17 protein-coding genes, 1 tRNA gene and 1 pseudogene are annotated in these 22719 nt (G+C 68.3%); 2 read left to right on the top strand and 17 right to left on the bottom strand.

The features are described from left to right. Positions 1-167 precede the first annotated feature (167 nt). Together DOE79_RS01100 and polA are read right to left on the bottom strand one after the other, a co-directional pair. Positions 168-1844 carry a DUF885 domain-containing protein gene (locus DOE79_RS01100; protein WP_120336920.1) on the bottom strand — a complete coding sequence of 559 codons (1677 nt, stop codon included), beginning with the start codon at positions 1842-1844 and terminating at the stop codon, positions 168-170. A 52-nt stretch (positions 1845-1896) separates the two neighbouring features. Further along, positions 1897-4581, bottom strand: a complete 2685-nt coding sequence (polA, locus tag DOE79_RS01095) for a DNA polymerase I (protein ID WP_120336919.1) — start codon at positions 4579-4581, stop codon at positions 1897-1899. 57 nt (positions 4582-4638) lie between these two features. Here polA and DOE79_RS01090 point away from each other — a divergent pair, with 57 nt between their 5' ends. Next, positions 4639-5079: a PaaI family thioesterase gene (locus DOE79_RS01090; protein ID WP_120336918.1), complete on the top strand. Its 441-nt coding sequence runs from the start codon at positions 4639-4641 to the stop codon at positions 5077-5079. Between the two features lie 91 nt (positions 5080-5170). Here the strand turns inward: DOE79_RS01090 and DOE79_RS01085 are convergent. Further along, positions 5171-5755 (bottom strand): annotated as a pseudogene (locus DOE79_RS01085) (ANTAR domain-containing response regulator); the annotation flags it as partial. 58 nt (positions 5756-5813) lie between these two features. Between DOE79_RS01085 and DOE79_RS01080 the strand changes: the two are divergent. Next, positions 5814-5899 (top strand) — tRNA-Leu (locus tag DOE79_RS01080). A gap of 258 nt (positions 5900-6157) precedes the next feature. Here the strand turns inward: DOE79_RS01080 and pyk are convergent. The 14 genes from pyk to DOE79_RS01010 all read right to left on the bottom strand — a co-directional run bounded on the left by pyk (position 6158) and on the right by DOE79_RS01010 (position 22670). Then, on the bottom strand, positions 6158-7603 hold the full coding sequence (gene pyk, locus DOE79_RS01075) for a pyruvate kinase (protein WP_066595565.1): 1446 nt from the start codon (positions 7601-7603) through the stop codon (positions 6158-6160). Between the two features lie 89 nt (positions 7604-7692). Beyond that, positions 7693-9150 carry a glutamate synthase subunit beta gene (locus DOE79_RS01070; RefSeq protein ID WP_120336917.1) on the bottom strand — a complete coding sequence of 486 codons (1458 nt, stop codon included), beginning with the start codon at positions 9148-9150 and terminating at the stop codon, positions 7693-7695. Beyond that, positions 9143-13732, bottom strand: a complete 4590-nt coding sequence (gltB, locus tag DOE79_RS01065) for a glutamate synthase large subunit (protein ID WP_120336916.1) — start codon at positions 13730-13732, stop codon at positions 9143-9145. The genes DOE79_RS01070 and gltB overlap by 8 nt, the downstream gene beginning before the upstream one ends. Positions 13733-13849: 117 nt before the next feature. Continuing rightward, positions 13850-14815, bottom strand: coding sequence for a prolipoprotein diacylglyceryl transferase (gene lgt, locus DOE79_RS01060; protein WP_120336915.1), 966 nt, complete (start codon positions 14813-14815; stop codon positions 13850-13852). 137 nt (positions 14816-14952) lie between these two features. Next, positions 14953-15792: a tryptophan synthase subunit alpha gene (gene trpA / locus DOE79_RS01055; RefSeq protein WP_245977060.1), complete on the bottom strand. Its 840-nt coding sequence runs from the start codon at positions 15790-15792 to the stop codon at positions 14953-14955. Further along, positions 15789-17015: a tryptophan synthase subunit beta gene (trpB, locus tag DOE79_RS01050; protein ID WP_066595574.1), complete on the bottom strand. Its 1227-nt coding sequence runs from the start codon at positions 17013-17015 to the stop codon at positions 15789-15791. The genes trpA and trpB overlap by 4 nt, the downstream gene beginning before the upstream one ends. Continuing rightward, positions 17016-17798, bottom strand: coding sequence for an indole-3-glycerol phosphate synthase TrpC (gene trpC, locus DOE79_RS01045; protein WP_120336914.1), 783 nt, complete (start codon positions 17796-17798; stop codon positions 17016-17018). It abuts the gene before it with no gap. Between the two features lie 4 nt (positions 17799-17802). Next, positions 17803-18024, bottom strand: coding sequence for a DUF6704 family protein (locus DOE79_RS01040; RefSeq protein ID WP_066595582.1), 222 nt, complete (start codon positions 18022-18024; stop codon positions 17803-17805). A 71-nt stretch (positions 18025-18095) separates the two neighbouring features. Continuing rightward, on the bottom strand, positions 18096-18797 hold the full coding sequence (locus DOE79_RS01035; protein WP_120336913.1) for a Trp biosynthesis-associated membrane protein: 702 nt from the start codon (positions 18795-18797) through the stop codon (positions 18096-18098). Next, a complete protein-coding gene (locus DOE79_RS01030; RefSeq protein ID WP_120336912.1) occupies positions 18798-20321 on the bottom strand; it encodes an anthranilate synthase component I in 1524 nt (507 codons plus the stop codon). Then, a complete protein-coding gene (hisI, locus tag DOE79_RS01025; protein WP_120336911.1) occupies positions 20318-20680 on the bottom strand; it encodes a phosphoribosyl-AMP cyclohydrolase in 363 nt (120 codons plus the stop codon). Before hisI ends, DOE79_RS01030 begins: the two co-directional genes overlap by 4 nt. Continuing rightward, on the bottom strand, positions 20677-21441 hold the full coding sequence (gene hisF / locus DOE79_RS01020; RefSeq protein ID WP_120336910.1) for an imidazole glycerol phosphate synthase subunit HisF: 765 nt from the start codon (positions 21439-21441) through the stop codon (positions 20677-20679). Before hisF ends, hisI begins: the two co-directional genes overlap by 4 nt. A 49-nt stretch (positions 21442-21490) precedes the next feature. Continuing rightward, positions 21491-22330, bottom strand: a complete 840-nt coding sequence (gene hisG / locus DOE79_RS01015; RefSeq protein ID WP_120336909.1) for an ATP phosphoribosyltransferase — start codon at positions 22328-22330, stop codon at positions 21491-21493. A gap of 76 nt (positions 22331-22406) precedes the next feature. Next, complete coding sequence (locus DOE79_RS01010; protein ID WP_066595600.1) at positions 22407-22670, bottom strand: phosphoribosyl-ATP diphosphatase; 264 nt, start codon at positions 22668-22670, stop codon at positions 22407-22409. Positions 22671-22719: the final 49 nt, after the last annotated feature.

The raw sequence follows: 22719 nt of genomic DNA, 5'->3' as shown, positions 1-22719 counted from the left end.
TTGATGGTGATGCGTACTATGAAAAGAATCCGCGACTGGCAGCGGCTAATTCGTCACAAGCGTGACAGTAAAGCTTAGCTGTTTCGGGGCGGCCCGGGCAACCCGCCCCACCACGTATCTGCTGAGCACTCTCGTGCAGGCGCTATCCGACCGCAGGTCGTCGCGGGTCAGGGCTGCAGGGCCGAGCGGAGGGTGTCGAGGCCGACGCCGCCGAGGTCGAGCGCCCGGCGGTGGAACTCCTTGATGTTGAACGCCGCACCGTCCCTGGCCTTGGCCTCGTCGCGCAGCTGTTCCCAGATCCGCTGGCCGATCTTGTACGACGGCGCCTGGCCCGGCCAGCCCAGGTAACGGTTCACCTCGAACCTGACGAATCCCTCATTCATATTGACGTTCCGGGCGAGGAAATCGAAGGCGTACTCAGCGGTCCACACCCCGGAGCCGTCCGGGACGGTCTTGCCCAGGTGCACACCGATGTCCAGGACCACACGCGCCGCGCGCATCCGCTGTCCGTCGAGCATGCCGAGCCTGTCGGCGGGGTCGTCCAGGTAGCCCAGCTGTTCCATCAGGCGTTCGGCGTACAGCGCCCAGCCCTCGGCGTGGCCTGAGGTTCCCGCGAGCTGTCGGCGCCAGGTGTTGAGCTTGGCCCGGTTGTACACGGCTTGGCCGATCTGCAGGTGGTGACCGGGGATGCCCTCGTGATAGACCGTGGTGAGTTCGCGCCAGGTGTCGAATTCGGTCACGCCGACGGGCACAGACCACCACATCCGTCCGGGCCGGGAGAAGTCGTCGGTCGGACCGGTGTAGTAGATCCCGCCCTCCTGGGTGGGCGCGATCATGCATTCCAGACGGCGGATCTCCTCGGGGATGTCGAACTGGGTCTCGCCCAGCTCGGCAACGGCGCGGTCGCTGGTCTCCTGCATCCAGCGCTGCAGGGCGTCGGTGCCGTGCAGTTTGCGGGCGGGATCGGTGTCGAGGAACTCGATGGCCTCCAGGACCGTCGCGCCCGGCTTGATCTGCCTGGCCACGCTCTCCTGCTCGGCCACCATGCGACCGAGTTCTTCGATACCCCACTCGTAGGTCTCGTCGAGGTCGACGGTGGCGCCGAGGAACCGGCGTGAACTGAGCGCGTAGAGGTCGCGGCCGATAGCGTCGACCTCGGTCGCCCGGGGGGCGAGGTCGTCGGCGAGGAACGCCGCGAGCTTGTCGTAGGCCGAGGCGGCCCGACTGGCCCGTGCGCCGAGGTCGGTCGCCAGGGTGGCCGGCAGGGAGCCGGTCTCCAGGCCCGCCTCAGCGACGAAGTGGTTGAAGAAACCGTCGTTTGCGGCCGTACGCCGCACCTGACCGAGTACCTCGATGACCTGGCGCTTGGCCGGTGTGATGCCCTGTTCGATGCCCAGACGCAGGGTCTGGATGTAGCCGTCGATGGCCGCGGGCACGGCCTGCAGCCGCGCGGAGATGTTCTGCCAGTCGGCCACGGTGCCCGTGGGCATCAGGTCGAACACCTCCCGGATCTCCTGGACCGGAGAGGCGATCACGTTGAGGTCCCGCAGGTGCAGGCCGGCCGCCGAGCTCTCGAGGTCGAGCGCGAGAGTGCCGCCGAGGTCGGTGCGGGTGACGTCGTCGACGGCGTCCACCGGGCTCGCGGCGTCCAGGGCCGCGATGACGTCGGTGGCCGCCTGCACGTACCGGGCATGCCCGTCTGGCGAGTAGTCCGCGAAACCTGACCCGTCGGCAGCCCGGCCGATGTAGGTGCCCACTGTCGGGTCGAGGGCGACGAGCGTGTCCACCCACTGCTCGGCGATCTGGTCGACGGGAGTGGGCGTCCGGTATTCGTTGACAGTCATGCACAGAGCCTAGAACACGCGCCCACCCCGGGACACTGCCGCGACCCCGCGGTCAGTGTGCGGCGGCGTCCCAGTTGGCTCCGCGCCCGACCTGCACGTCCAGGGGCACCAGCAGCTCGGCGGCGGTCTCCATGCGGTTCGTGACGACGGCGCGCAGGGCGTCCCATTCCCCCGGGGCGACCTCGAAGATCAGTTCGTCGTGCACCTGCAGCATCATGCGGCTGGAGAGGTCCTGGTCGCGCAGGTCCGCGGCGATCCGGTTCATGGCGATCTTCATCAGGTCGGCCGCCGAGCCCTGGATCGGGGCATTGAGCGCGGCGCGTTCAGCGTTGTCGCGCAGCACCCGGTTGGGGCTGTTCAGCTCGGGGAACGGTCGGCGCCGGCCGAAGATCGTGGTGGTGTACCCGTCGATCTTGGCCTGTTCCACGACCCGGCGCAGGTAGTCGCGCACGGCGCCGAACCGGGCGAAGTAGTCGGCGATGAGCTGCTTGGCCTCCCGGGATTCGATCCTCAGCTGGCGCGACAGGCCGAAGGCGCTGAGGCCGTAGGCGAGGCCGTACGACATGGCCTTGACCTTGTTGCGCATCTCCCCCGTGACGTCCTCAGGTGCCACGCCGAAGACCCGGGCGCCGACGAACCGGTGCAGGTCCTCCCCGGCGTTGAACGCCTCGATGAGACCGGCGTCCTCGGACAGGTGCGCCATGATCCGCATCTCGATCTGGGAGTAGTCGGCGGTGAGCAGGCTCTCGCTGCCGGGGCCCGCCTGGAACGCGGCTCGGATGCGGCGGCCTTCCTCGGTGCGGACGGGGATGTTCTGCAGGTTCGGGTCTGTCGACGAGATACGCCCGGTGGCCGTGCCGATCTGGACGTAGGTGGTGTGGATGCGGCCGGTGTCGTCGATGGCCTTGTCGAGGGTTTCCACGATCTGGCGCAGCTTCGTGGCGTCACGGTGCTTGAGCAGCAGGTCGAGGAACGGATGCGGGTTGCTGGCCTGCAGGTCTGCCAGGGCGCCGGCATCGGTGGTGAACCCGGTCTTGTTCGCCCGGGTGCGCGGCATGCCGAGCTGGTCGAAGAGCACCTCCTGCAGTTGCTTGGGCGAGCCGAGGTTCACCTCCCGGCCGATCTCGGCGTAGGCGCCGGCGGCGAGGGCGGCGGCCGTGTCGCCGAGCTGGGTGGACAGCGCGGCGAGCTCGTCGTGAGCGACGGCGACGCCGGCCAGTTCCATGTCGGCCAGGGTCATCAGGGTGGGCATCTCGATATCGGTCAGCACCGAGCGGGAGCCCGCGTCGAGCAGGGCGACCAGGGTCGCGGCGAGGCGCACGGTGTACCAGGAGTCCACGGCGATGCCGCCGGCGACGCTCTCGTCCGGCACCAACTGGTTGGGGTCGACCACGGGCAGGGTCTCGTCGAGGTAACGCTTGACGAGATCGGCCAGGGTCTTGTCCGGGCCGCCGGGCCGCAGCAGCCAGCCGGCCACGAGGGTGTCGATGGCCAGTCCGTCCATCGGCAAGCCGGCTCGGGTGAGCGCCTTGACCTGCGGTTTGGCATCGTGCATGACCTTGGGGCTGGGGCCGGCCAGCCATTCCTCGAGGGGAAGGTAGTCGGCACGGTGGGGCTGCCAGGCCACGGTGGCGATCTCGGTGGCCGTGGCCAGGCCGAATCCGATCGGCAGGCCGTCCTGCACGTCGACGGTGACGGAGATCGCGGTGCCCGCCCGGGTCACCCTGTCCAGCCAGGTGGCCAGTTCCTCATCGAGAAGTTCGCGCTCAACGGGCGCCCGGGCCGCGGCGGGAGCCTCGGGGGCGGCAACGGCGGCAACCGGAGTGGCGTCGACACCGCTGCCGTTCCCTGCTTCGATCTTGATCACCCTGTCCAGCAGGGTGCGGAACTCCAGGCGGCCGAACACGTCGCGCACGGCGTCCTCGTTGATGGGGCCGCGCGCCAGGTCGTCCAGCTCGACGGGCAGGTCCAGATCCGTCACGAGCCGGTTGAGCCGGCGGTTGCGGATCGCGTTGTCCTTCTGCTCGCGCAGGTTGGCGCCGACGACGCCGGTGATCTCGTCGGCGTGCTCGAGGATCGCGTCGAGACTGCCGAACCGGTCGAGCCACTTCACGGCGGTCTTCTCGCCGACCTTGCTGATGCCGATCAGGTTGTCGCTGGTCTCCCCCACCAGCGCGGCGATGTCGGGGTACTGCTCAGGGGCGATGCCGTACTTCTCGCGCACCTTCGCGGGGTCGTACCGGGTCAGCGCCGAGACGCCCTGGCTGGCCGGGTAGAGCAGGGTCACAGTGTCGTTGACCAGCTGGATGGTGTCGCGGTCGCCCGACACGACGTACACGTCGTAGCCCTCCGCGGTGCCGCGCACCGACAGGGTCGCGAGGATGTCGTCGGCCTCGTAGTCGTCCTTGGTGAGGGTGGTGATGTTCATGGCCTTGAGGGCCTCCTGCAGGAGCGGTACCTGGCCTTTGAACTCGGACGGAGTGATGGCCCGTGTGCCCTTGTATTCGGGGTAGTCCCTGGTGCGGAACGAGAACCGGGAGATGTCGAAGGCCACGGCGATGTGAGTGGGCTTCTCGTTGCGCAGCAGGCTCAGCAGCATCGACAGGAAGCCGTGGATGGCATTGGTGTGCTGTCCGTCCCTGGTCTGGAAGCTGTCGACGGGGAGGGCATGAAATGCCCGGTAGGCCAGCGAGTGGCCGTCGATGATCATCAGGGTAGGCTTTTTGGATTCCGACACGGACCCAGCCTACAAGCCGTATCCCGGCGTGGCTGAGCCAGCACTCAGAGGGTGGTTATGACCGAACACGACATGCCCGACAGCGGCGCCGACTACCTGGCCTGGACGAAGGCCCGCGGCGCCGGCGACCTCGCCGACAAGATGGGCATCGAGTTCACCGAGTTCTCGCTCGAGCGCGCGGTGGCCCGGATGCCCGTCGAGGGCAACACCCAGCCGGCCATGCTGCTGCACGGTGGCGCATACGTTGTGATGGGTGAGTCGCTCGGGTCGATGTCCGCGAATCTGCACGCCGGGGCAGGCAAGATCGCTGTGGGCATCGAGATCAACGCCAGCCACACCGGCTCCGCGACCTCCGGGTGGGTCACGGCGGTGTGCACGCCCATCCACCTCGGCCGCACGCTCACGACCCACGAGATCGTCGTCACCGACGACCGGGGCCGGCGCTGCTCCACCATCCGCATCACGAACCTGATCATGGACCGGCCCGCCGGGGCCTGATCGTGCGCCCGGAGTGCGGGCGGGTACGAAAAAGCGGGTCCCTCACCGAGGGACCCGCTTTTTTCGTGACCGGGGTGGGTCGTGGTTCGGGTTACTTCTTGGCGCTGAGCTGTTCGATGATGGCCTGGGCCACGTCGTGCATGGTCAGGCGGCGGTCCATGGACGCCTTCTGGATCCAGCGGAACGCCTCGGGCTCGGTGAGGCCCATCTTCTCGTTGAGCAGTCCCTTGGCCCGGTCGACGAGCTTGCGGGTCTCGAAACGCTCGACCAGGTCGGCGACCTCGGCCTCGAGCGTGATGATCTGGCTGTAACGCGAGAGGGCGATCTCGATCGCGGGCAACAGGTCGTTGGGGGTGAACGGCTTGACCACGTAGGCCAGGGCGCCGGCCTCGCTGGCGCGCTCCACGAGTTCCTTCTGGCTGAACGCGGTGAGCAGCACGACGGGCGCGATGTGGGCCTTGGTGATGCGCTCTGCGGCCGAGATCCCGTCGAGGTGGGGCATCTTGACGTCCATGATCACCAGGTCCGGGCGCAACTCGGTGGCCAGGGCCACGGCGGTCTCACCGTCGCCGGCTTCACCCACGACTTCGAATCCGTTGTCACGGAGGATCTCGACGATGTCGAGCCTGATGAGGGATTCATCCTCCGCTACGACGACGCGGCGGGGGGTACTGGAGTTGTCTCTTGGTCGGTCACAGGCAAAAGCCTACGGTATTCTGGTGCAGGTGTTGTGAGCCGGTGTGGCGGAATGGCAGACGCGGAGCACTCAAAATGCTTTGTTCGAAAGGACGTGTGGGTTCGAGTCCCACCACCGGTACCACCTCACCGCATGCCCGTCCCCGGTTGAACACCGGCGGCGGGCATGCGGTGTTTAACGCGCCGAGCCGCTGCGCGCCCGTCTGCGGGTCACTGCACGCGCCTCCCGCTCGGTGTACGTCTGCGGCCTGCACAGGCGTCCACCGGGCGTGCACGGCCGCTCAGGGGTCGTCTGCCGGCCCACCGTTCCGGGGGAACGACAGCAGCCCCGCGGATTCTTCCGCGGGGCTGCTGTCGTTCTGCTGACTACCTGTACTGCTGGTTACTGCTGGGCGTAAGCCGGGGCGACACCGTTGTGGGCGTCACCGATGCGGTGGACCCGGATGTCGTTCGTGGAGCCCGCGATTCCGGGAGGGGAACCGGAGATCACGACGACCTTGTCGCCGATTTCAGCCAAGCCCTGGCCGAGCAGGATGTCGTCGACCTGACCGAACATGGAGTCGGTGTGGGTGACCGGCTCGACGAGGTACGTCTGCACGCCCCAGGTCAGAGCCAGACGACGACGGATGCCGGCATCCGGGGTGAAGGCCAGCATCGGGATGCTCGAGCGCAGCCGCGACATGCGGCGCGCAGAGTCGCCGGACTCGGTGAAGATGCAGAGGTACTTGGCCTCCACGAACTCGGCGACCTCGATGGCGGCCAGCGTGATGGCGCCGCCCTGGGTACGCGGCTTGTTGGTGAGCGGAGCGATCCGCTCCAGGCCGTGCTCCTCGGTTGAGGACACGATCCGGGCCATCGTCTGCACGGTGACCACGGGGTACTCGCCGACGCTGGTCTCGCCACTGAGCATGACCGCGTCCGCACCGTCGAGAACGGCGTTGGCGACGTCGGACGTCTCCGCGCGCGTCGGGACGGGGCTGTGGATCATCGATTCGAGCATCTGCGTCGCGACGATGACAGGCTTCGCCATGCGGCGGGCCAGCTCGACGGCGTGCTTCTGCACGATCGGCACGGCCTCGAGCGGAAGCTCGACGCCGAGGTCGCCACGGGCGACCATGATCGCGTCGAAGGCGTCGACGATGCCTTCGAGGGCCTCGACGGCCTGGGGCTTCTCGATCTTGGCGATGACGGGAACCTTGCGGCCCTCCTCTGCCATGATCTCGTGCACCCGGTCGATGTCGGCGGCGTTCCGCACGAAGGACAGTGCGATGAGGTCGGTGCCGAGGCGCAGGCCCCAACGCAGGTCTGCCTCGTCCTTTTCGCTCAGGGCGGGCACGTTGACGGCAACGCCGGGCAGGTTGATGCCCTTGTTGTTCGACACCGGGCCGGCGACGATGACCTTGGTGGTCACGACGGTGCCGTCGGTTTCGACGACCTCGACCTTGACCTTGCCGTCGTCGATGAGCAGGAAGTCGCCCGGCTTGACGTCGTTCGGCAGGCCCTTGTAGGTCGTGCCGGACAGTTCCTTGGTGCCGAGGATGTCTTCGGTGGTGATCTTGAAGATGTCTCCGACGGCCAGGTCGTACGGGCCGCCCTCGAACTTGCCGAGGCGGATCTTCGGGCCCTGCAGGTCGACCATGACGGCGACGGCGCGTCCGGAGTCGTTGGCTGCCTTACGCACATTGGCGTAGACGCCTTCGTGCACGGTGTAGTCGCCGTGGCTCAGGTTCATGCGGCAGACGTCTACGCCGGCGTCGATAATGGCGCGGATCTGTTCGTAGCTGGATGCTGCCGGCCCGAGGGTGGCGACGATTTTCGCGCGTCTCATTCTGGTGGATCTCCGGTTTCCGCGCCGGTCTGGCGCATTGGTGCGTTCGGTTGAGTGGAGAAATGGGCAGCGGAATTCACGTCGTTCGCTCAGATGGCAAACGAATGATCCGTCGGCTTCACCGGGGCGGGCAGTTGAGTCTCGCCTTCGAGAAACCGATCGACGGCTGCCGCAGCAGCGCGCCCTTCGGCGATCGCCCATACGATGAGCGACTGACCTCGGCCTGCATCTCCGGCAACGAAAACACCCTCGTGGCTGGTCTGGTAATCACTATCACGCACGACATTACTCCGGTCGTCGAGCGGTAAGTGCAGCTCATGGGTCAATTCGGTGCTGTCGGGGCCGGTGAAGCCCAGCGCCAGCAACACCAAGTCCGCCGGAATCTCGCGCTCTGTACCGGCTTTGGGAACCCGGCGGCCATCGAGATATTCGGTCTCGGCAACCCGGATCGCCCGGACTTCGCCGGCCTCGTTGGCCAGGAATTCAATCGTCGAGGCCAGGTATTGGCGTGTGCCGCCCTCCTCGTGGGCGCTGGAGACCTCGAACAGGGTGGGCGACATCGGCCAGGGCTGGTGCTCGGGGCGGCTGTCGCCGGGCTGCTTGCCGATGGCGAGGTTGGTCACGGAGGCCGCGAGCTGGCGGTGAGCGGTGCCGATGCAGTCCGCACCGGTGTCGCCGCCGCCGAGGACGACGACGTGCTTGCCCTCCGCGGTGATCTGGTTGTCGACGGTGTCGCCGGCGCCCACCTTGTTCTGCTGCACGAGGTATTCCATCGCGAAGTGCACACCGGGCAGGTCGCGCCCGGGGATCGGCAGGTCGCGGGGCACCATGGCGCCGGTGGCGACGACCACGGCGTCATAGCGGGCGCGCAGGTCGGCCCAGGTGATGTCCACGCCGATGTTCACTCCGGCGCGGAAACGGGTGCCCTCAGCGGTCATCTGCGCGAGGCGCCCGTCGAGGTGCTTCTTCTCCATCTTGAAGTCCGGGATGCCGTAACGCAGCAGGCCGCCGATGCGGTCGTCACGCTCGAAGACGGCCACGGTGTGGCCGGCCCGGGTGAGCTGCTGCGCGGCGGCGAGACCGGCCGGGCCCGAGCCGACGACGGCGATGGTCTTGCCGGTCAGGCGCCCGGGGGGCTGCGGGACGACCCAGCCCTCAGCGAACGCCTGGTCGATGATCGACACCTCGACCTGCTTGATCGTCACCGCGGGCTGGTTGATGCCCAGCACGCAGGCCGATTCGCAGGGCGCGGGGCAGAGCCGGCCGGTGAACTCGGGGAAGTTGTTGGTGGCGTGCAGGCGTTCGATGGCCTGCCGGCCCTCGTCGCGCCAGGTGAGGTCGTTCCACTCGGGGATCAGGTTGCCCAGCGGGCAGCCCTGGTGGCAGAAGGGCACACCGCAGTCCATGCAGCGGCCGGCCTGGCGCTTGAGCACGGCCGAATCGCCGGCCTCATAGACCTCTTTCCAGTCCATCAAGCGGATGGATACCGGACGACGGGCGGGAAGTTCCCGATCCGTGGTCTTCAGGAATCCCTTCGGGTCAGCCATTGGTTACCTCCAAGATGCGGTTCCAGACCACGTCGCCGTCGGGGTCGAGACCCTCGGCGACGGCGCTCTGCCTTGTGGCAAGGACGGCCGCGTAGTCCCGCGGCAGTACCTTGACGAAGTTCTTCAGTGTGGTGGCGCGGTCGGCGAGGAGCCGTGCGGCCAGATCGGAGTCGGTCTGCGCGAGGTGCTGTTCGAGCAGGTCGGTGACGATCTCGATGTCGGCGCTGCCGAGGGGCAGCAGGGACAGTTCACCGGATTCGAGCGAGTCGCGGTTGACCTGCTCGGTGCGCAGGCCGTAGACGTACGCGGTTCCGCCGGACATGCCGGCGCCGAGGTTCCGGCCGGTGTTGCCCAGGATCACGGCGAGTCCACCGGTCATGTACTCCAGGGCGTGGTCGCCCACGCCCTCCACGACGGCGGTCGCGCCCGAGTTGCGAACCAGGAAGCGTTCACCGACGATGCCGCGGATGAACATGCTGCCCAGGGTGGCGCCGTAGCCGATGACGTTGCCGGCGATCACGTTGTCCTCGGCGGCGAAGACGCTGCCGCGGTCTGGACGAACGATGATCTGCCCGCCGGAAAGACCCTTGCCGACGTAGTCGTTCGAGTCTCCCTCGAGGCGCAGGGTGATCCCGCTGGGCAGGAAGGCCCCGAAGGACTGTCCGGCCGAGCCGGTCAGCGTCACGTCGATCGAGCCTGCGGGCAGGCCGTTCTCGCCGTGCCGGAGGGTGACCTCGTGACCGAGCATGGTGCCGACGGCGCGTTCGGTGTTGCGGATCGGCAGGGCGATCTTCACAGTTCCGCCGTGCTCCCGGCCGTGTTCGAGCACGCTGGCGCTCTGGCGGATGAGTTCGACGTCGAAGTGCTTGTCGAGCTCGTGTTCCTGGGCGCGGCCGGACTGCCGGGGCTCGCCGGCGGAGAAGTCCGGACCCACGAGGATCGGGGCCAGGTTGAGCCCGGACGCCTTCCAGTGGTTCAGGGCGCCGTTGACGTTGAGCAGTTCCTTGCGCCCGGTGGCCTCCTCGAGGCTGCGGAAGCCGAGCTCGGCGAGGTATTCGCGCACCTCCTGCGCGATGAATTCGAAGAAATTCACCACGTAGTCGGCCTTGCCGCTGAAACGCTTGCGCAGCTCGGGGTTCTGGGTGGCGACGCCGACCGGGCAGGTGTCCAGGTGGCAGACGCGCATCATGATGCAGCCTTCCACGATGAGCGGTGCGGTGGCGAACCCGAACTCTTCGGCTCCGAGCAGGGCGCCGATGACGACATCCCGGCCGGTCTTGAGCTGGCCGTCGACCTGCAGCACGACGCGGTCACGCATGCCGTTGAGCATCAGGGTCTGCTGGGTCTCTGCAAGCCCGAGTTCCCAGGGCGTGCCAGCGTGCTTGAGCGAGTTGAGCGGGCTCGCGCCGGTGCCGCCGTCGTGCCCGGAGACCAGGATCACGTCGGAGAGCGCCTTGGCGACGCCGGCCGCGACCGCACCGATACCGGACTGGCTGACCAGCTTGGTGTGGATGCGCGCGGTCGGGTTGGCCCGTTTGAGGTCGAAGATGAGCTGCTTGAGGTCTTCGATCGAGTAGATGTCGTGGTGCGGGGGCGGCGAGATCAGGCCGACACCGGCGGTGGCGTGCCGGGTGCGGGCCACCCACGGGTAGACCTTGGTAGGCGGCAGCTGGCCGCCCTCCCCCGGCTTGGCGCCCTGGGCGAGCTTGATCTGGATGTCGTCGGCGTGCGTGAGGTACATGCTCGTCACGCCGAACCGGCCGGAGGCCACCTGCTTGACGGCGCTGCGACGCTCGGGGTCGAGCAGCCGGTCCAGGTCCTCGCCGCCCTCACCGGTGTTGGACTTGCCGCCCAGCCGGTTCATGGCGATGGCGAGGGTCTCGTGTGCCTCCTGGGAAATGGAGCCGTAGCTCATCGCGCCTGTGGAGAACTTCTTCACGATCGATGCCACGGATTCGACCTCGTCGATGGGCACGGCCTTGCGCTGGCCGACGTTGAAGGTGAACATGCCGCGCAGCGTCATCAGGCTCTCGGCCTGATCGTCGACGAGCTTGGTGTACTCCTTGAAGATGTCGTAGCGGCGGGTGCGCGTCGAGTGCTGCAACCGGAAGATGGTCTCCGGGTTGAACAGGTGCGGCGAACCATCGCGGCGCCACTGGTACTCGCCGCCGGTCGCGAGGCGCTCGTGCACGGTGACGGCAGCATCCTGTGGGTAGGCGCCCGCGTACCGCTCGAGGTTCTCCGCGGCGATCACGTCGATGCCCACACCGCCGAGCTTGCTCGTCGTGCCGGTGAAGTACTGGTCGATGAACTCCTGGCTCAGGCCCACGGCTTCGAAGGTCTGGGCGCCCGCGTAGGACGACACCGTGGAGATACCCATCTTGGACATGATCTTGAGCACGCCCTTGCCGAGCGCCTTGATGACGTTCTTGACGGCCTTCTCGGGCGTGACGGTGGTGATGAAGCCGCTGCGCACGAGGTCCTCGCAGGTCTCCATAGCCAGGTACGGGTTGACGGCGCTGGCGCCGTACCCGATCAGCAGGGCGACGTGGTGCACCTCGCGCACGTCGCCGGCTTCGACGACGATGCCCACCTTGAGGCGGTTCTCGGTGCGGATGAGGTGGTGGTGCACGGCCGCGATCATGAGGAGCGACGGGATGGGCGCCAGGTCCTTCGAGCTGTCCCGGTCGGACAGGACAATGAACAGCGCGCCGGCCTCGATGGCAGCGTCGACCTCGTGGCACATCTCCTCGATGCGGGTGGAGAGGGCGCTGGGGCCGTCGTCGAAGCGGTAGAGACCACGGATCGTCGTGGTGGTGCGGCTTCCGGGCGACGTGTCGATGTGCTGGATCTTGGCCAGCTCGTCGTTGTCGATCACGGGGAAATCGAGCACGACCTGGCGAGCGTGCTCTGGACCGGCAGAGAGGAGGTTGAGCTCCGGGCCGAGGCCGAGCTTCAGGCTCGTGACGACCTCTTCGCGGATCGAGTCCAGGGGCGGGTTGGTGACCTGGGCGAACTGCTGGGTGAAGTAGTCGAAGAGCAGCCGGGGACGCTCGCTGAGCACGGCGATGGGCGTGTCGCTGCCCATGGCGCCGAGCGGCTCAGCGCCGGTCCGTGCCATCGGGGCGAGCAGGATGCGCACCTCTTCTTCGGTGTAACCGAAGGTGCGCTGGCGGCGCACGACGGATGCCGGCGGGTGCACGATGTGCTCCCGGTCTGGCAGGTCCTTGAGGTTGATCCGGCCGGCGTCGAGCCAGGAGCCCCAGGGCTCGCTCGCGGCGAGTTCGCCCTTGATCTCCTCGTCTTCGATGAGGCGGCCGGCCTCGGTGTCGACGAGGAACATCTTGCCGGGCTGCAGCCGGCCCTTCCGCACCACGCGTGCGGGGTCGACGTCGAGGACGCCGATCTCGCTCGCGAGCACGACGAGGCCGTCGTCAGTGATGACGTACCGGCCCGGGCGCAGGCCGTTGCGGTCCAGGGTGGCGCCGACGAGGGTGCCGTCGGTGAAGACGATGGCGGCCGGGCCGTCCCACGGCTCCATGAGCATGGAGTGGTACTCGTAGAAGGCGCGACGGTCCCGGTCGAGGTCGGGCTGGTTCTCCCAGGCCTCGGGGACCATCATCATGACGGCGTGCGGCAGGGACCGGCCGGACAGGCTGAGCAGCTCGACGACCTCGTCGAAGGAGGCGGAGTCGCTGGCTCCCGGGGTCACGATCGGGAAGAGCGGGTTGAGGTCGCCCAGCAGTTCGGATTCGAGCTGGGACTGGCGTGCGCGCATCCAGTTACGGTTGCCCTGCACGGTGTTGATCTCGCCGTTGTGCGCGATCATACGGAACGGCTGGGCCAGCGGCCAGGACGGGAACGTGTTGGTGGAGTACCGGGAGTGCACCAGGGCGAGCTTGGAGGTGAAACGCTCGTCGGAGAGGTCCGGGTAGAACGGTTCGAGCTGCAGCGTGGTGACCATGCCCTTGTAGACGATGGTGCGGCAGGACAGCGACGCGAAGTAGGTCTCGAGTTCCCGTTCGGCGCGCTTCCGCAGCCGGACGGCCTGGCGGTCCAGGTCAATCCCCGACAGCAGCGAGCCGTCCTCGGTTGTGCGCGTGCTGGCCACGTAGAGCTGCTGGATGGCCGGCATGGCCGCCCGCGCCAGGTTGCCGACCTCGTCGGGGCGCACGGGGACCTCGCGCCAGCCGAGGATGGTCAGGCTCTCCTGGCGGGCGATGGCCTCGATGGCGCCCTTGACGGCACTCCGCGCGGTGGGCTCTGTGGGAAGGAAGACGTTGCCGACGGCGTACTGGCCGGCGTCGGGCAGCGCGAACGTCGACACGGCGCGGAAGAAGTCGTCGGGAATCTGGGTGACGATCCCGGCGCCGTCACCGGTGCCGGCGTCGGACCCGACCGCACCACGGTGTTCGAGGTTGCGGAGCGCGTCGAGTGCTCGCGTGATGATGTCGTGCCCGGCCGTACCCCGGAGGGTGGCGACCATGGCGAGACCACAGGCGTCGCGTTCGTCGTGCGGGTTGTAGAGCCCCTGGGCTGGGGGAACACTACTGAACCGCGAGAAGAGAGGTTGCTGCGTCATTAGACCGTCCTCACGAAATGACTGGCAGGTGGGGGCGCCGTTGGCCCGCTGGAAGAGGAGATACCGGCCGCCCGGTATGTGGGGCGAAAAACCGTGGACCGGGTGGGATGACCGCGGTTAAGGGCGTGAGTCGGTGGTGCTTGTGGCGTCGACCTCGCGTGATTCAACGGGTTCAGCAGCCTCATTGCCGTGATCCTCGATGTCGGAATCGGATTCACCAGATTCTACCTCAGGGTTCACCGGCTTCCACTCGCGGCCGGGCCGGTAGGGGCTGAGCTCGGTTCCGGTGTGCCGGCGGCTCTGCACCAGGATGATGGCCAGGCCGATCACGATGGCGAACAGCGCGGCCCACACATTGGTGCGGAGCCCGAAGAAGATCTCGCTGGGGTCGACCCGGATCGACTCGAAGACGCTGCGGCCGACGCCGTACCAGATCAGGTAGACGCCGAAGGCGCTCCCCCAGCGCAGACGGAAACGACGTTCGAGGATGAGGATCACGGCGACGCCGACCAGGTTCCAGACGATCTCGTACAGGAAGGTCGGGTGGAACAGCGTGCCGGCGGGCAGGCCTACCGGGTAGGCCGCGTTGCTGGGATCGATCTCAAGGCCCCAGGGCAGCGTGGTCGGCAGACCGAAGAGCTCGTGGTTGAACCAGTTGCCGAGGCGTCCCATGGCCTGCGCGAGCAGCATTCCAGGGGCCAGGGCGTCGGCGAAGGACCAGAACCGGATGCCTGAGCGGCGGCAGCCGATGTAGGCTCCGACCGCTCCGCCGAGCAGGGCGCCGAAGATGGCGATGCCGCCCTTCCAGACCGCGAAGACGTCCCAGAGGTTCGCCCCGTCGTAGAAGTAGTCATTGGGGTGCGTGAGGACGTGGAAGATGCGTGCTCCCACGATGCCGAGCGGAACGGCCCAGAGGATGATGTCGAGGACCACGCCCGGCTCGCCGCCGCGCTTGGTCAGCCGTCGGCTGGTCAACGCGGTGGCTGCGAAGATGCCGATCAGGATACAGATCGCATAGGCGTGGATGCGGAGCGGCCCCAGGTCGAAGTAGCTCCACTCGGGGCTCGGAATGCTCAAGGGCATAGACACGACAACAACCTTTCATCGTGACCCATCGGTCACTGGGAGCCGGTCGGATGACCGCCTCGGACAATTTACCCTAGAACGCCGCGCTCGATGATCGTGAGGCGATCCGCGTGCGGCGGAGAGTGGGGAACGGGTTAGACGGCGGCCCGGATGTCGCGGGCGCCGGCGGCGAGTTCGGCGGCGAGGGTCGCGACGGCGGCCACGCCTCCGTCGGAGAGCGCCTTGACGAGGGCGGAGCCGACAATGGCGCCATCCGCGTACTGCAGCACCTCGCGCACCTGGGCGGGCGTGGAAATGCCCAGGCCCACGCACGCGCTGGTCGAGCCGGCCTCGCGCAGGCGGGAGACGAGCACGCGCGCGGCCGAGTCCACGTCGGAGCGGGCGCCGGTGATGCCCATGGTGGATACCGCGTAGACGAAGCCGCGGCTGCGGGTGACGGCCTGCACGAGGCGTTCGTCGGAGGACGACGGCGCGGCGAGGAACACCCGGTCGAGGCCGGCCCGCTCGCTGGCGTCGAGCCAGGCCTGCGCGTCGTCGGGGATGAGGTCGGGTGTGATCAGCCCGGCTCCCCCTGCGGCGGCCAGGTCGTCGGCGAACCGGTCGACGCCGTACTGCAGCACGGGGTTCCAGTAGGTCATGATGAGCACGGGGGTGTCCACCTGCGCGGTGATCGCGGCGACGGCCTCGAAGCCGTGCCGCAGGCGGAAGCCGTTGGCCAGCGCCTGTTGCGTGGCAGCCTGGATGACCGGGCCGTCCATGACGGGGTCGGAATACGGCAGGCCGAGTTCGAGGATATCCACGCCGTTCGAGGCGATCGCGACGGCAGCGTCGATGCTTTCCGTGAGGGTGGGGAAACCGACCGGGAGGTATCCGATCAGTGCGCCCCCACCGGCTGCGCGCCGCGCGGCGATGGCGGCCTCGACAGTGCTCGTGCTGGTGCCGGTGCTGCCGGTGCGGATGGGAGAGGTCGTCACAGTTGCTGCGCTCCAGCGTCGAGGAGGTCGAAGTACCGACCAGCGGTTTCCATGTCCTTGTCGCCGCGGCCGCTGAGGTTGACCAGGATGATCGAGTCGGGTCCGAGCTGCTTGCCCAGTTCGAGTGTTCCGGCGAGGGCGTGCGCGGACTCGATGGCGGGGATGATGCCTTCGGTGCGGCTGAGCAGTCGGAGCGAGTCCATTGCTTCGGCGTCCGTCACGGGCAGGTACGTGGCCCGGCCGATGCTGGCCAACCAGGCGTGCTCGGGCCCGACGCCCGGGTAGTCCAGTCCGGCCGAGATCGAGTGGGACTCGACGGTCTGGCCGTCTTCGTCCTGCAGCATCATGCTTCGGGCGCCGTGCAGGATGCCCGGGCGACCCTTGGTGAGGGTCGCGGCGTGGCGCAGTCCGGAGATACCCTCCCCTCCCGCTTCGTAGCCGTACAGGGCAACACCGGGATCGTCGAGGAAGGCGTGGAAGATGCCCATGGCGTTGGAGCCGCCGCCGACGCAGGCGGTGACGGCGTCGGGCAGCCGGCCGGTGAGGTCGAGGACCTGCTGGCGGGCCTCCTCGCCGATGATCTTCTGGAAGTCGCGCACCATGGCCGGGAACGGGTGCGGGCCGGCGACGGTGCCGAACACGTAGTTGGTGGTCTCCACGTTGGTGACCCAGTCGCGCATGGCGTCGTTGATCGCGTCCTTGAGCGTGCGGGAACCGGTCTTCACCGAGACGACCTCGGCCCCGAGCAGCCGCATCCGGGCGACGTTGAGCGCCTGGCGTTCGGTGTCGACCTCGCCCATGTACACGACGCAATCCAGGCCGAACAGGGCGGCGGCCGTGGCCGTGGCCACGCCGTGCTGGCCGGCCCCGGTCTCGGCGATGACGCGCTTCTTCCCGATGCGCTTGGTGAGCAGAACCTGGCCGAGCACATTGTTGAGCTTGTGCGAACCGGTGTGGTTGAGGTCCTCGCGCTTGAGGATGATGCGGGCGCCTCCGCCGTGTTCCGCGAAGCGCGGAACCTCGGTGATGAGGGACGGACGGCCGGTGTAGCTGCGGTGCAGCTCGGCGAGCTCAGCGGCGAAGGCCGGGTCGGCCTTGGCCAGGGCATACTCGGCCGAGAGCTCGTCGAGCGCGGCGACCAGGGATTCGGGCACGAACCGGCCACCGAAGTCGCCGAAGTAGGGCCCGGCCTGGGCGCGGAGGGATTCTGTTTCGAGGGACATTCAGACCGCCAAGAATTCGCTGAGGGTGAGGATCGGATCGCGCGTCACGAGGGCTTCGCCGACGAGGACGACGTCGGCTCCTGCGGCGCGGTAGTGGGCGACGTCGGCCGCAGTCTTCACCGCGGACTCTGCCACCCGGATGACGCCGGCCGGGATGCGGTCGGCGAGGCTGGCGAACAGGTTCTGGTCGAGCTCGAAGGTGCTCAGGTTCCGCGCGTTCACGCCCACCAGGTTGGCGCCCACATCGAGGGCCCGGTCGACCTCGTCCGCGCTGTGCGTCTCCACGAGCGGGGTCATGCCCAGTTCGAGGACGAGGGAGTGCAGCGACGTCAGCGTGGCCTGGTCGAGCGCGGCCACGATGAGCAGCACCAGGTCGGCCCCGGCCGCCCGGGCCTCGAGCACCTGGTACGCGTTGCCGATGAAGTCCTTGCGCAGCACCGGGAGCGCCACGGCAGACCTGACCTGCTCGAGGTCGTCCAGGGAACCGAGGAACTTGCGCCCCTCGGTGAGCACGCTGATGGCGCTCGCGCCACCGAACTCGTAGGACACGGCCAGTGCGGCCGGGTCGCTGATCTCGGCGAGGGCTCCGCGGGACGGGCTGGCGCGTTTGACCTCGGCGATGATCTTCACCCGGTCGGCCGGTGCGAGAGCGTGCAGCGCGTCGAGGGCGGCAGCCTGGGCGAGGGCGTCGGCCTCGACAGCCGTGAATGGCTTGTCGATGCGGCGCGTCTCGGCGTCAGCCAGCGAGCCGGCGAGCAGTTCTGCGAGGAGGTCGCTGCTCACGTAGTCAGTGACTTCCGTCGACCGACGCAGCGCCGTAGCCGGCCTTGGCCATGACCCAGCCGGCGACCAGGCCGAGCAGGAGCAGGGCGGCGGAGGCCCAGACGAGCCAGGCGACCTCGAAGAAGAAGGCGACGGTGCCGATGCTGAAAGCGATCAGCATGATCGTGACTGCGGTCCAGGCCGCGGTCGAGTGGCCGTGGCCGGGGTCTGCCGACTCGAAGCTCATGGTTCTCCTAAGGTCAAGGGGCGTACAGGTCAATTCTAGCTTGCCGGTGCGGTGCGGCTTGCCGGTGCGCTCTAGCGTTCCGGCGCGGTGGGGTCGTCCCCGCGGGTCAGGCCGTCCCAGTCGTCCACGGCGTCGCGCGGCCGGGTCTGGCCGCCCGGTGTCCCTGACGTCGTACCGGGCAGGGTGTCCCCCGCCGCACCGCCGGCCGGTGCGAACCGGGTGGTCTCGTACCGCTTGGTCGGGCCGGGCCACCGCCGGGCGGTGACGCAGACGGCCAGGCCGATGATCAGCATGGAGACGCCCGCCGCCAGGGCGAGGTAGGGCCATCCGGTGAGCTGCGCCTGGCTGACTCCGGCCCGGGTGGATTCGGACCCGGCGATGCCGGTGGCGGCCGTGACGGCGGCGGAGCCCGCTCCGACCGGGTCGGCGATGGCCAGCCCGGCGGAGAGGATCACGCTGACGCCGAGGAGCATCTCCAGGAGGCCCAGGATGATGCGGATCACCGGACCGGCGATGGTGAGCGCCCCGGCCAGGGCCAGGCCGGCCAGAGCCAGGGCGGTGAGCCCGGGGGCGGCGATTGCGCCGGTGACCTCGAGGGCCTGGGCGCTCGCTCCGTCCAGCGTGACCTGCAGGGTGGCCCAGGTCTGGGTCCAGGCGAGCAAGGCGAGAGCGCTGGCGGCGATCACGGCCAGGATCAGCAGCGGCTTGTAGCGCCGGGTGGACTGCTTTCGCGCGGGTGGCACCGGCGCGCCGGTCACGTCGTCGGAGGACATTCAGGACACCCGGGTCATGGCGTTGGCCACGGCGACGGCCCGCAACGGGGCGGCCGCCTTGTTCTGGGATTCCTGGTACTCAGAGGCCGGGTCGGAGTCGGCCACCAGGCCGCCGCCTGCCTGCACGTGAGCAACGCCGTTCATGATCGTCGCGGTGCGGATGGCGATCGCCAGGTCAGCGTCCCCGGCGAAGCCGAAGTAGCCCACGACCCCGCCGTACACACCGCGCTGGGCGGGCTCCAGGGAGTCGATGATCTCGAGGGCGCGCGGCTTGGGGGCGCCGGAGAGCGTCCCGGCCGGGAACGTGGCACGGAACACGTCGATGGGGCTCATCTCGGGAAGCAAATCCCCCTCGACGGAGGACACCAGGTGCATGATGTGGCTGAAGCGTTCGATGCGCATGAACTCGGTGACCTCGACCGAACCGGCGCGGCAGACCTTGAGCAGGTCGTTGCGGGCGAGGTCGACGAGCATGAGGTGCTCCGCGCGTTCCTTGGGGTCGCCGGCGAGTTCGGTCTCGAAGTCGGCATCCGCCTCGGGGGTCGCGCCGCGCGGCTTCGACCCGGCGATCGGGTGCGTGAACACCCGGGTGTCGGCGACCTTCACGAGCGCCTCCGGTGAGGAGCCGACGATCCAGTACGGCTCGGCCGTCGTGGACTCGAGGCTGAGCAGGTACATGTAGGGGCTCGGGTTGAGGCTGCGGAGCACCCGGTAGACGTCGATCGGGTCGGCGGTGCACTCCTGGTCGAAACGCTGGGAGATGACCACCTGGAAGATGTCGCCGTCGACGATGTGCTGTTTGGACGTGTCGACGGCGGCGAGGAAGTCGGCGCGTTCGGTGCGGTAGACCGGGTCGGCAGGAGTGGCGAGGTCGACCTCGGAGACGAAGGCTTCCGCAGGCTGGGTGAGCCGGGCCTGCAGGGCGTCCAGGCGGGCCTGGGCGGCGCCCCACAGCACATCAGTGGGGTCGACGCCGTCGTTGAGCACGTTGGCGATGAGCTGGACGGTGCCGTATTTGTGGTCGATCACGACGAGGTCGGCGACGAAGCTGAACGCCTGGCCCGGCACGTCGTAGTCCGCCGGGGGTCGGTTCGGCAGACGCTCGATCTGGCGGATGGCCTCCCAGCCGATGAACCCGACGAGTCCGCCGGTCAGCGGCGGGTGCTCGGCCAGGCGCGGGGTCTGCCAGCGCTCGTACAGGTAGCCGAGGGCCGCAAGCGGGGCCAGGTCGGTGGCACCGCCGAAGGCCCGCTCGGCGGAGATGCCGTAGTCGAGCCAGGCCGTGTCGTCGCCGGTCTGGGTGAGCACGCCGAACGAGGAGACTCCGACGAAGGAGAAGCGCGACCAGATTCCGCCCTGTTCGGCGGACTCCAGCAGGAAGCTGCCGGCGGTGCCGTGGGCGAGCTTGCGGTAGATGCCGACGGGTGTCTCGCCGTCGGCGAAGAGCTCGCGGATGACCGGGATCACCCGGTGGGCGCCGAGGAGCTCGGTGAAGGCCTCGTGCGTGGTCGAGCCTGCGCTCATCGTTCGTCCTCCGGGATCAGGCCGGCCACGTCGATGTCGCGTCCGTCGAAGCAGGTGCGGGTGCCGGTGTGGCAGGCGGCGCCGATCTGCTCGACCTGCACGACGAGAGTGTCGGCGTCACAGTCGAGGGCGGCGGAGCGCACGAACTGGGCGTGGCCGGAGGTGTCGCCCTTGCGCCAGTATTCCTGGCGGCTGCGCGACCAGAAGGTCACGCGTCCCTCGGTGAGGGTGCGGCGGAGGGCCTCCCGGTCCATCCAGCCGAGCATGAGCACCTCGCGGGTGTCCCACTGCTGGATGACGGCGGGCAGCAGCCCGTCGGGCGAGAAGAGTGCGGAGTCCAGAGCGGCGTCGACGTTCATCGGCGCACCACCATTCCGGCGGCAGCAAGCTCTCGCTTGACGTCGCCAATCGTCAGGTCTCCGCTGTGGAAGACGGAGGCGGCCAGTACGGCGTCCGCGCCGGCCGTGATCGCGGGTGGGAAGTGCTCGACCAGGCCAGCGCCGCCGGAGGCGATCACGGGCACCGAGCTGAGTTCTCGCATGATCGTGATGAGCTCGAGGTCGAAGCCGGCCTTGGTCCCGTCGGCGTCGATGCTGTTCACGAGAAGCTCGCCCGCACCCAGTTCGATGGCCTGCGTGGCCCACGCGAGCGCGTCCAGGTCTGTCTCGGTGCGGCCGCCGTGGGTGGTGACGACGAAGCCGGATGCGGTGCGCCCGCTGCGCTTGACGTCGAGCGAGAGCACGAGCACCTGGGCGCCGTACCGGTCGGCGATCTCGGAGATCAACGCCGGCCGGGCGATCGCGGCGCTGTTGACGCCCACCTTGTCGGCGCCGCTGGCCTGCAACCGGGAGACGTCGTCGACGCTGCGGATGCCGCCGCCCACCGTGAGCGGGATGAAGACCTGCTCGGCGGTGGCGCGCACGACGTCGTAGGTGGTGGACCTGTCGTCGACCGTGGCGGTGACGTCGAGGAAGGTCAGCTCGTCTGCGCCCTGCTCGTAGTAGCGCTTGGCGAGTTCGACGGGGTCACCGGCATCGCGCAGGTTCTGGAAGTTGACGCCCTTCACCACGCGGCCGTTGGCCACGTCGAGGCACGGGATCACTCTGACGGCGAGGCTCATGGGTGCGGGTGCGCTTTCTGGTCTACGACCTGGTTGACGACGGCCTGGTTTACAACCGGGCGTTGTGGATGGACGTGACGAGGATGGCGCGGGCACCGAGTTCGTACAACCGGTCCATGACGCTGTTGGTGTCCAGCCGCGGGATCATCACCCGCACGGCGACCCAGTTCGGGTCGCGGAGCGAGGAGATCGTGGGCGACTCTATGCCTGACGCGGCCTGGCAGGCGGCGTCGAGGTTGTCGACGTGCACGTCGTAGTCCACCAGGACGTACTGGCGGGCCACGAGAACGCCCTGCAGGCGGCGCAGCAGAGTGTTGATGCCCGGGTTCACGTTGTCGGAGGTGATCAGCACAGCGGTCGATTCGAGGATGACCGGGCCGAAGATCTGCAGGCCGGCCTTCCGCAGCGTGGAGCCTGTGGAGACCACGTCGGCGACGGCATCCGCCACGCCCAGCTGCACGGCGGACTCGACGGCTCCGTCGAGAGTGACCAGGTGCACGTTCACGCCGTGCCCGGCCAGGAAGGTGCCTACAAGGCCGGGGTAGCTCGTGGCGACGCGGAGGCCCTCGAGGTCGGCGAGGTCGGTGAAGCGGCCGGCGGGCCCGGCGAAGCGGAAGGTGGAGCCGCCGAAGTCGAGGCTGGCGATCTCCGCGGCACTCGAACCGGAATCCAGCAGCAGGTCACGGCCGGTGATGCCCACGTCCAGCGCTCCGCTGCCGACGTAGGTGGCGATGTCACGGGGACGCAGGTAGAAGAACTCCACGTCGTTGCGCGGGTCGGCGACGACGAGGTCGCGCGGGTCGCGGCGACCGTTGTAGCCGGCCTCCGACAGCATCTGGGCGGCGGTCTCGGCGAGGGAGCCCTTATTGGGCACGGCGATTCTCAACATGTCAATCTTTCTGATGGTGGGCGGTACTCACGCTGAGTACACACGCTGGGGGTGGTTTTCCGTGAGGGCGTCGACATCAGAGATGTCGGTAGACGTCCTCGGGGGAAAGACCCTTCGCCACCATCAACACCTGCAGGTGGTAGATGAGCTGCGAAATCTCTTCGGCAGTCTCGGTGTCACTCTGGTACTCGGCGGCCATCCACACCTCGGCGGCCTCTTCGACGATCTTCTTGCCGATGGCGTGCACGCCGGCGTCGAGCTCGCGGACGGTGCCGGAGCCCTCAGGGCGGTCGATGGCCTTCTGGCTCAACTCAGCGAACAGGGCGTCGAATGTTTTCACTCGTACAGGTTACCGGTCCGGCAGGGCGACCGGGCGCGCACCGGTCGGC

It is taken from the genome of Cryobacterium soli (assembly GCF_003611035.1).
Lineage (GTDB): Bacteria > Actinomycetota > Actinomycetes > Actinomycetales > Microbacteriaceae > Cryobacterium > Cryobacterium soli.
The sequence above is the reverse complement of the archived record's forward strand: the minus strand, read 5'-3'. Positions and strand labels throughout refer to the sequence as shown.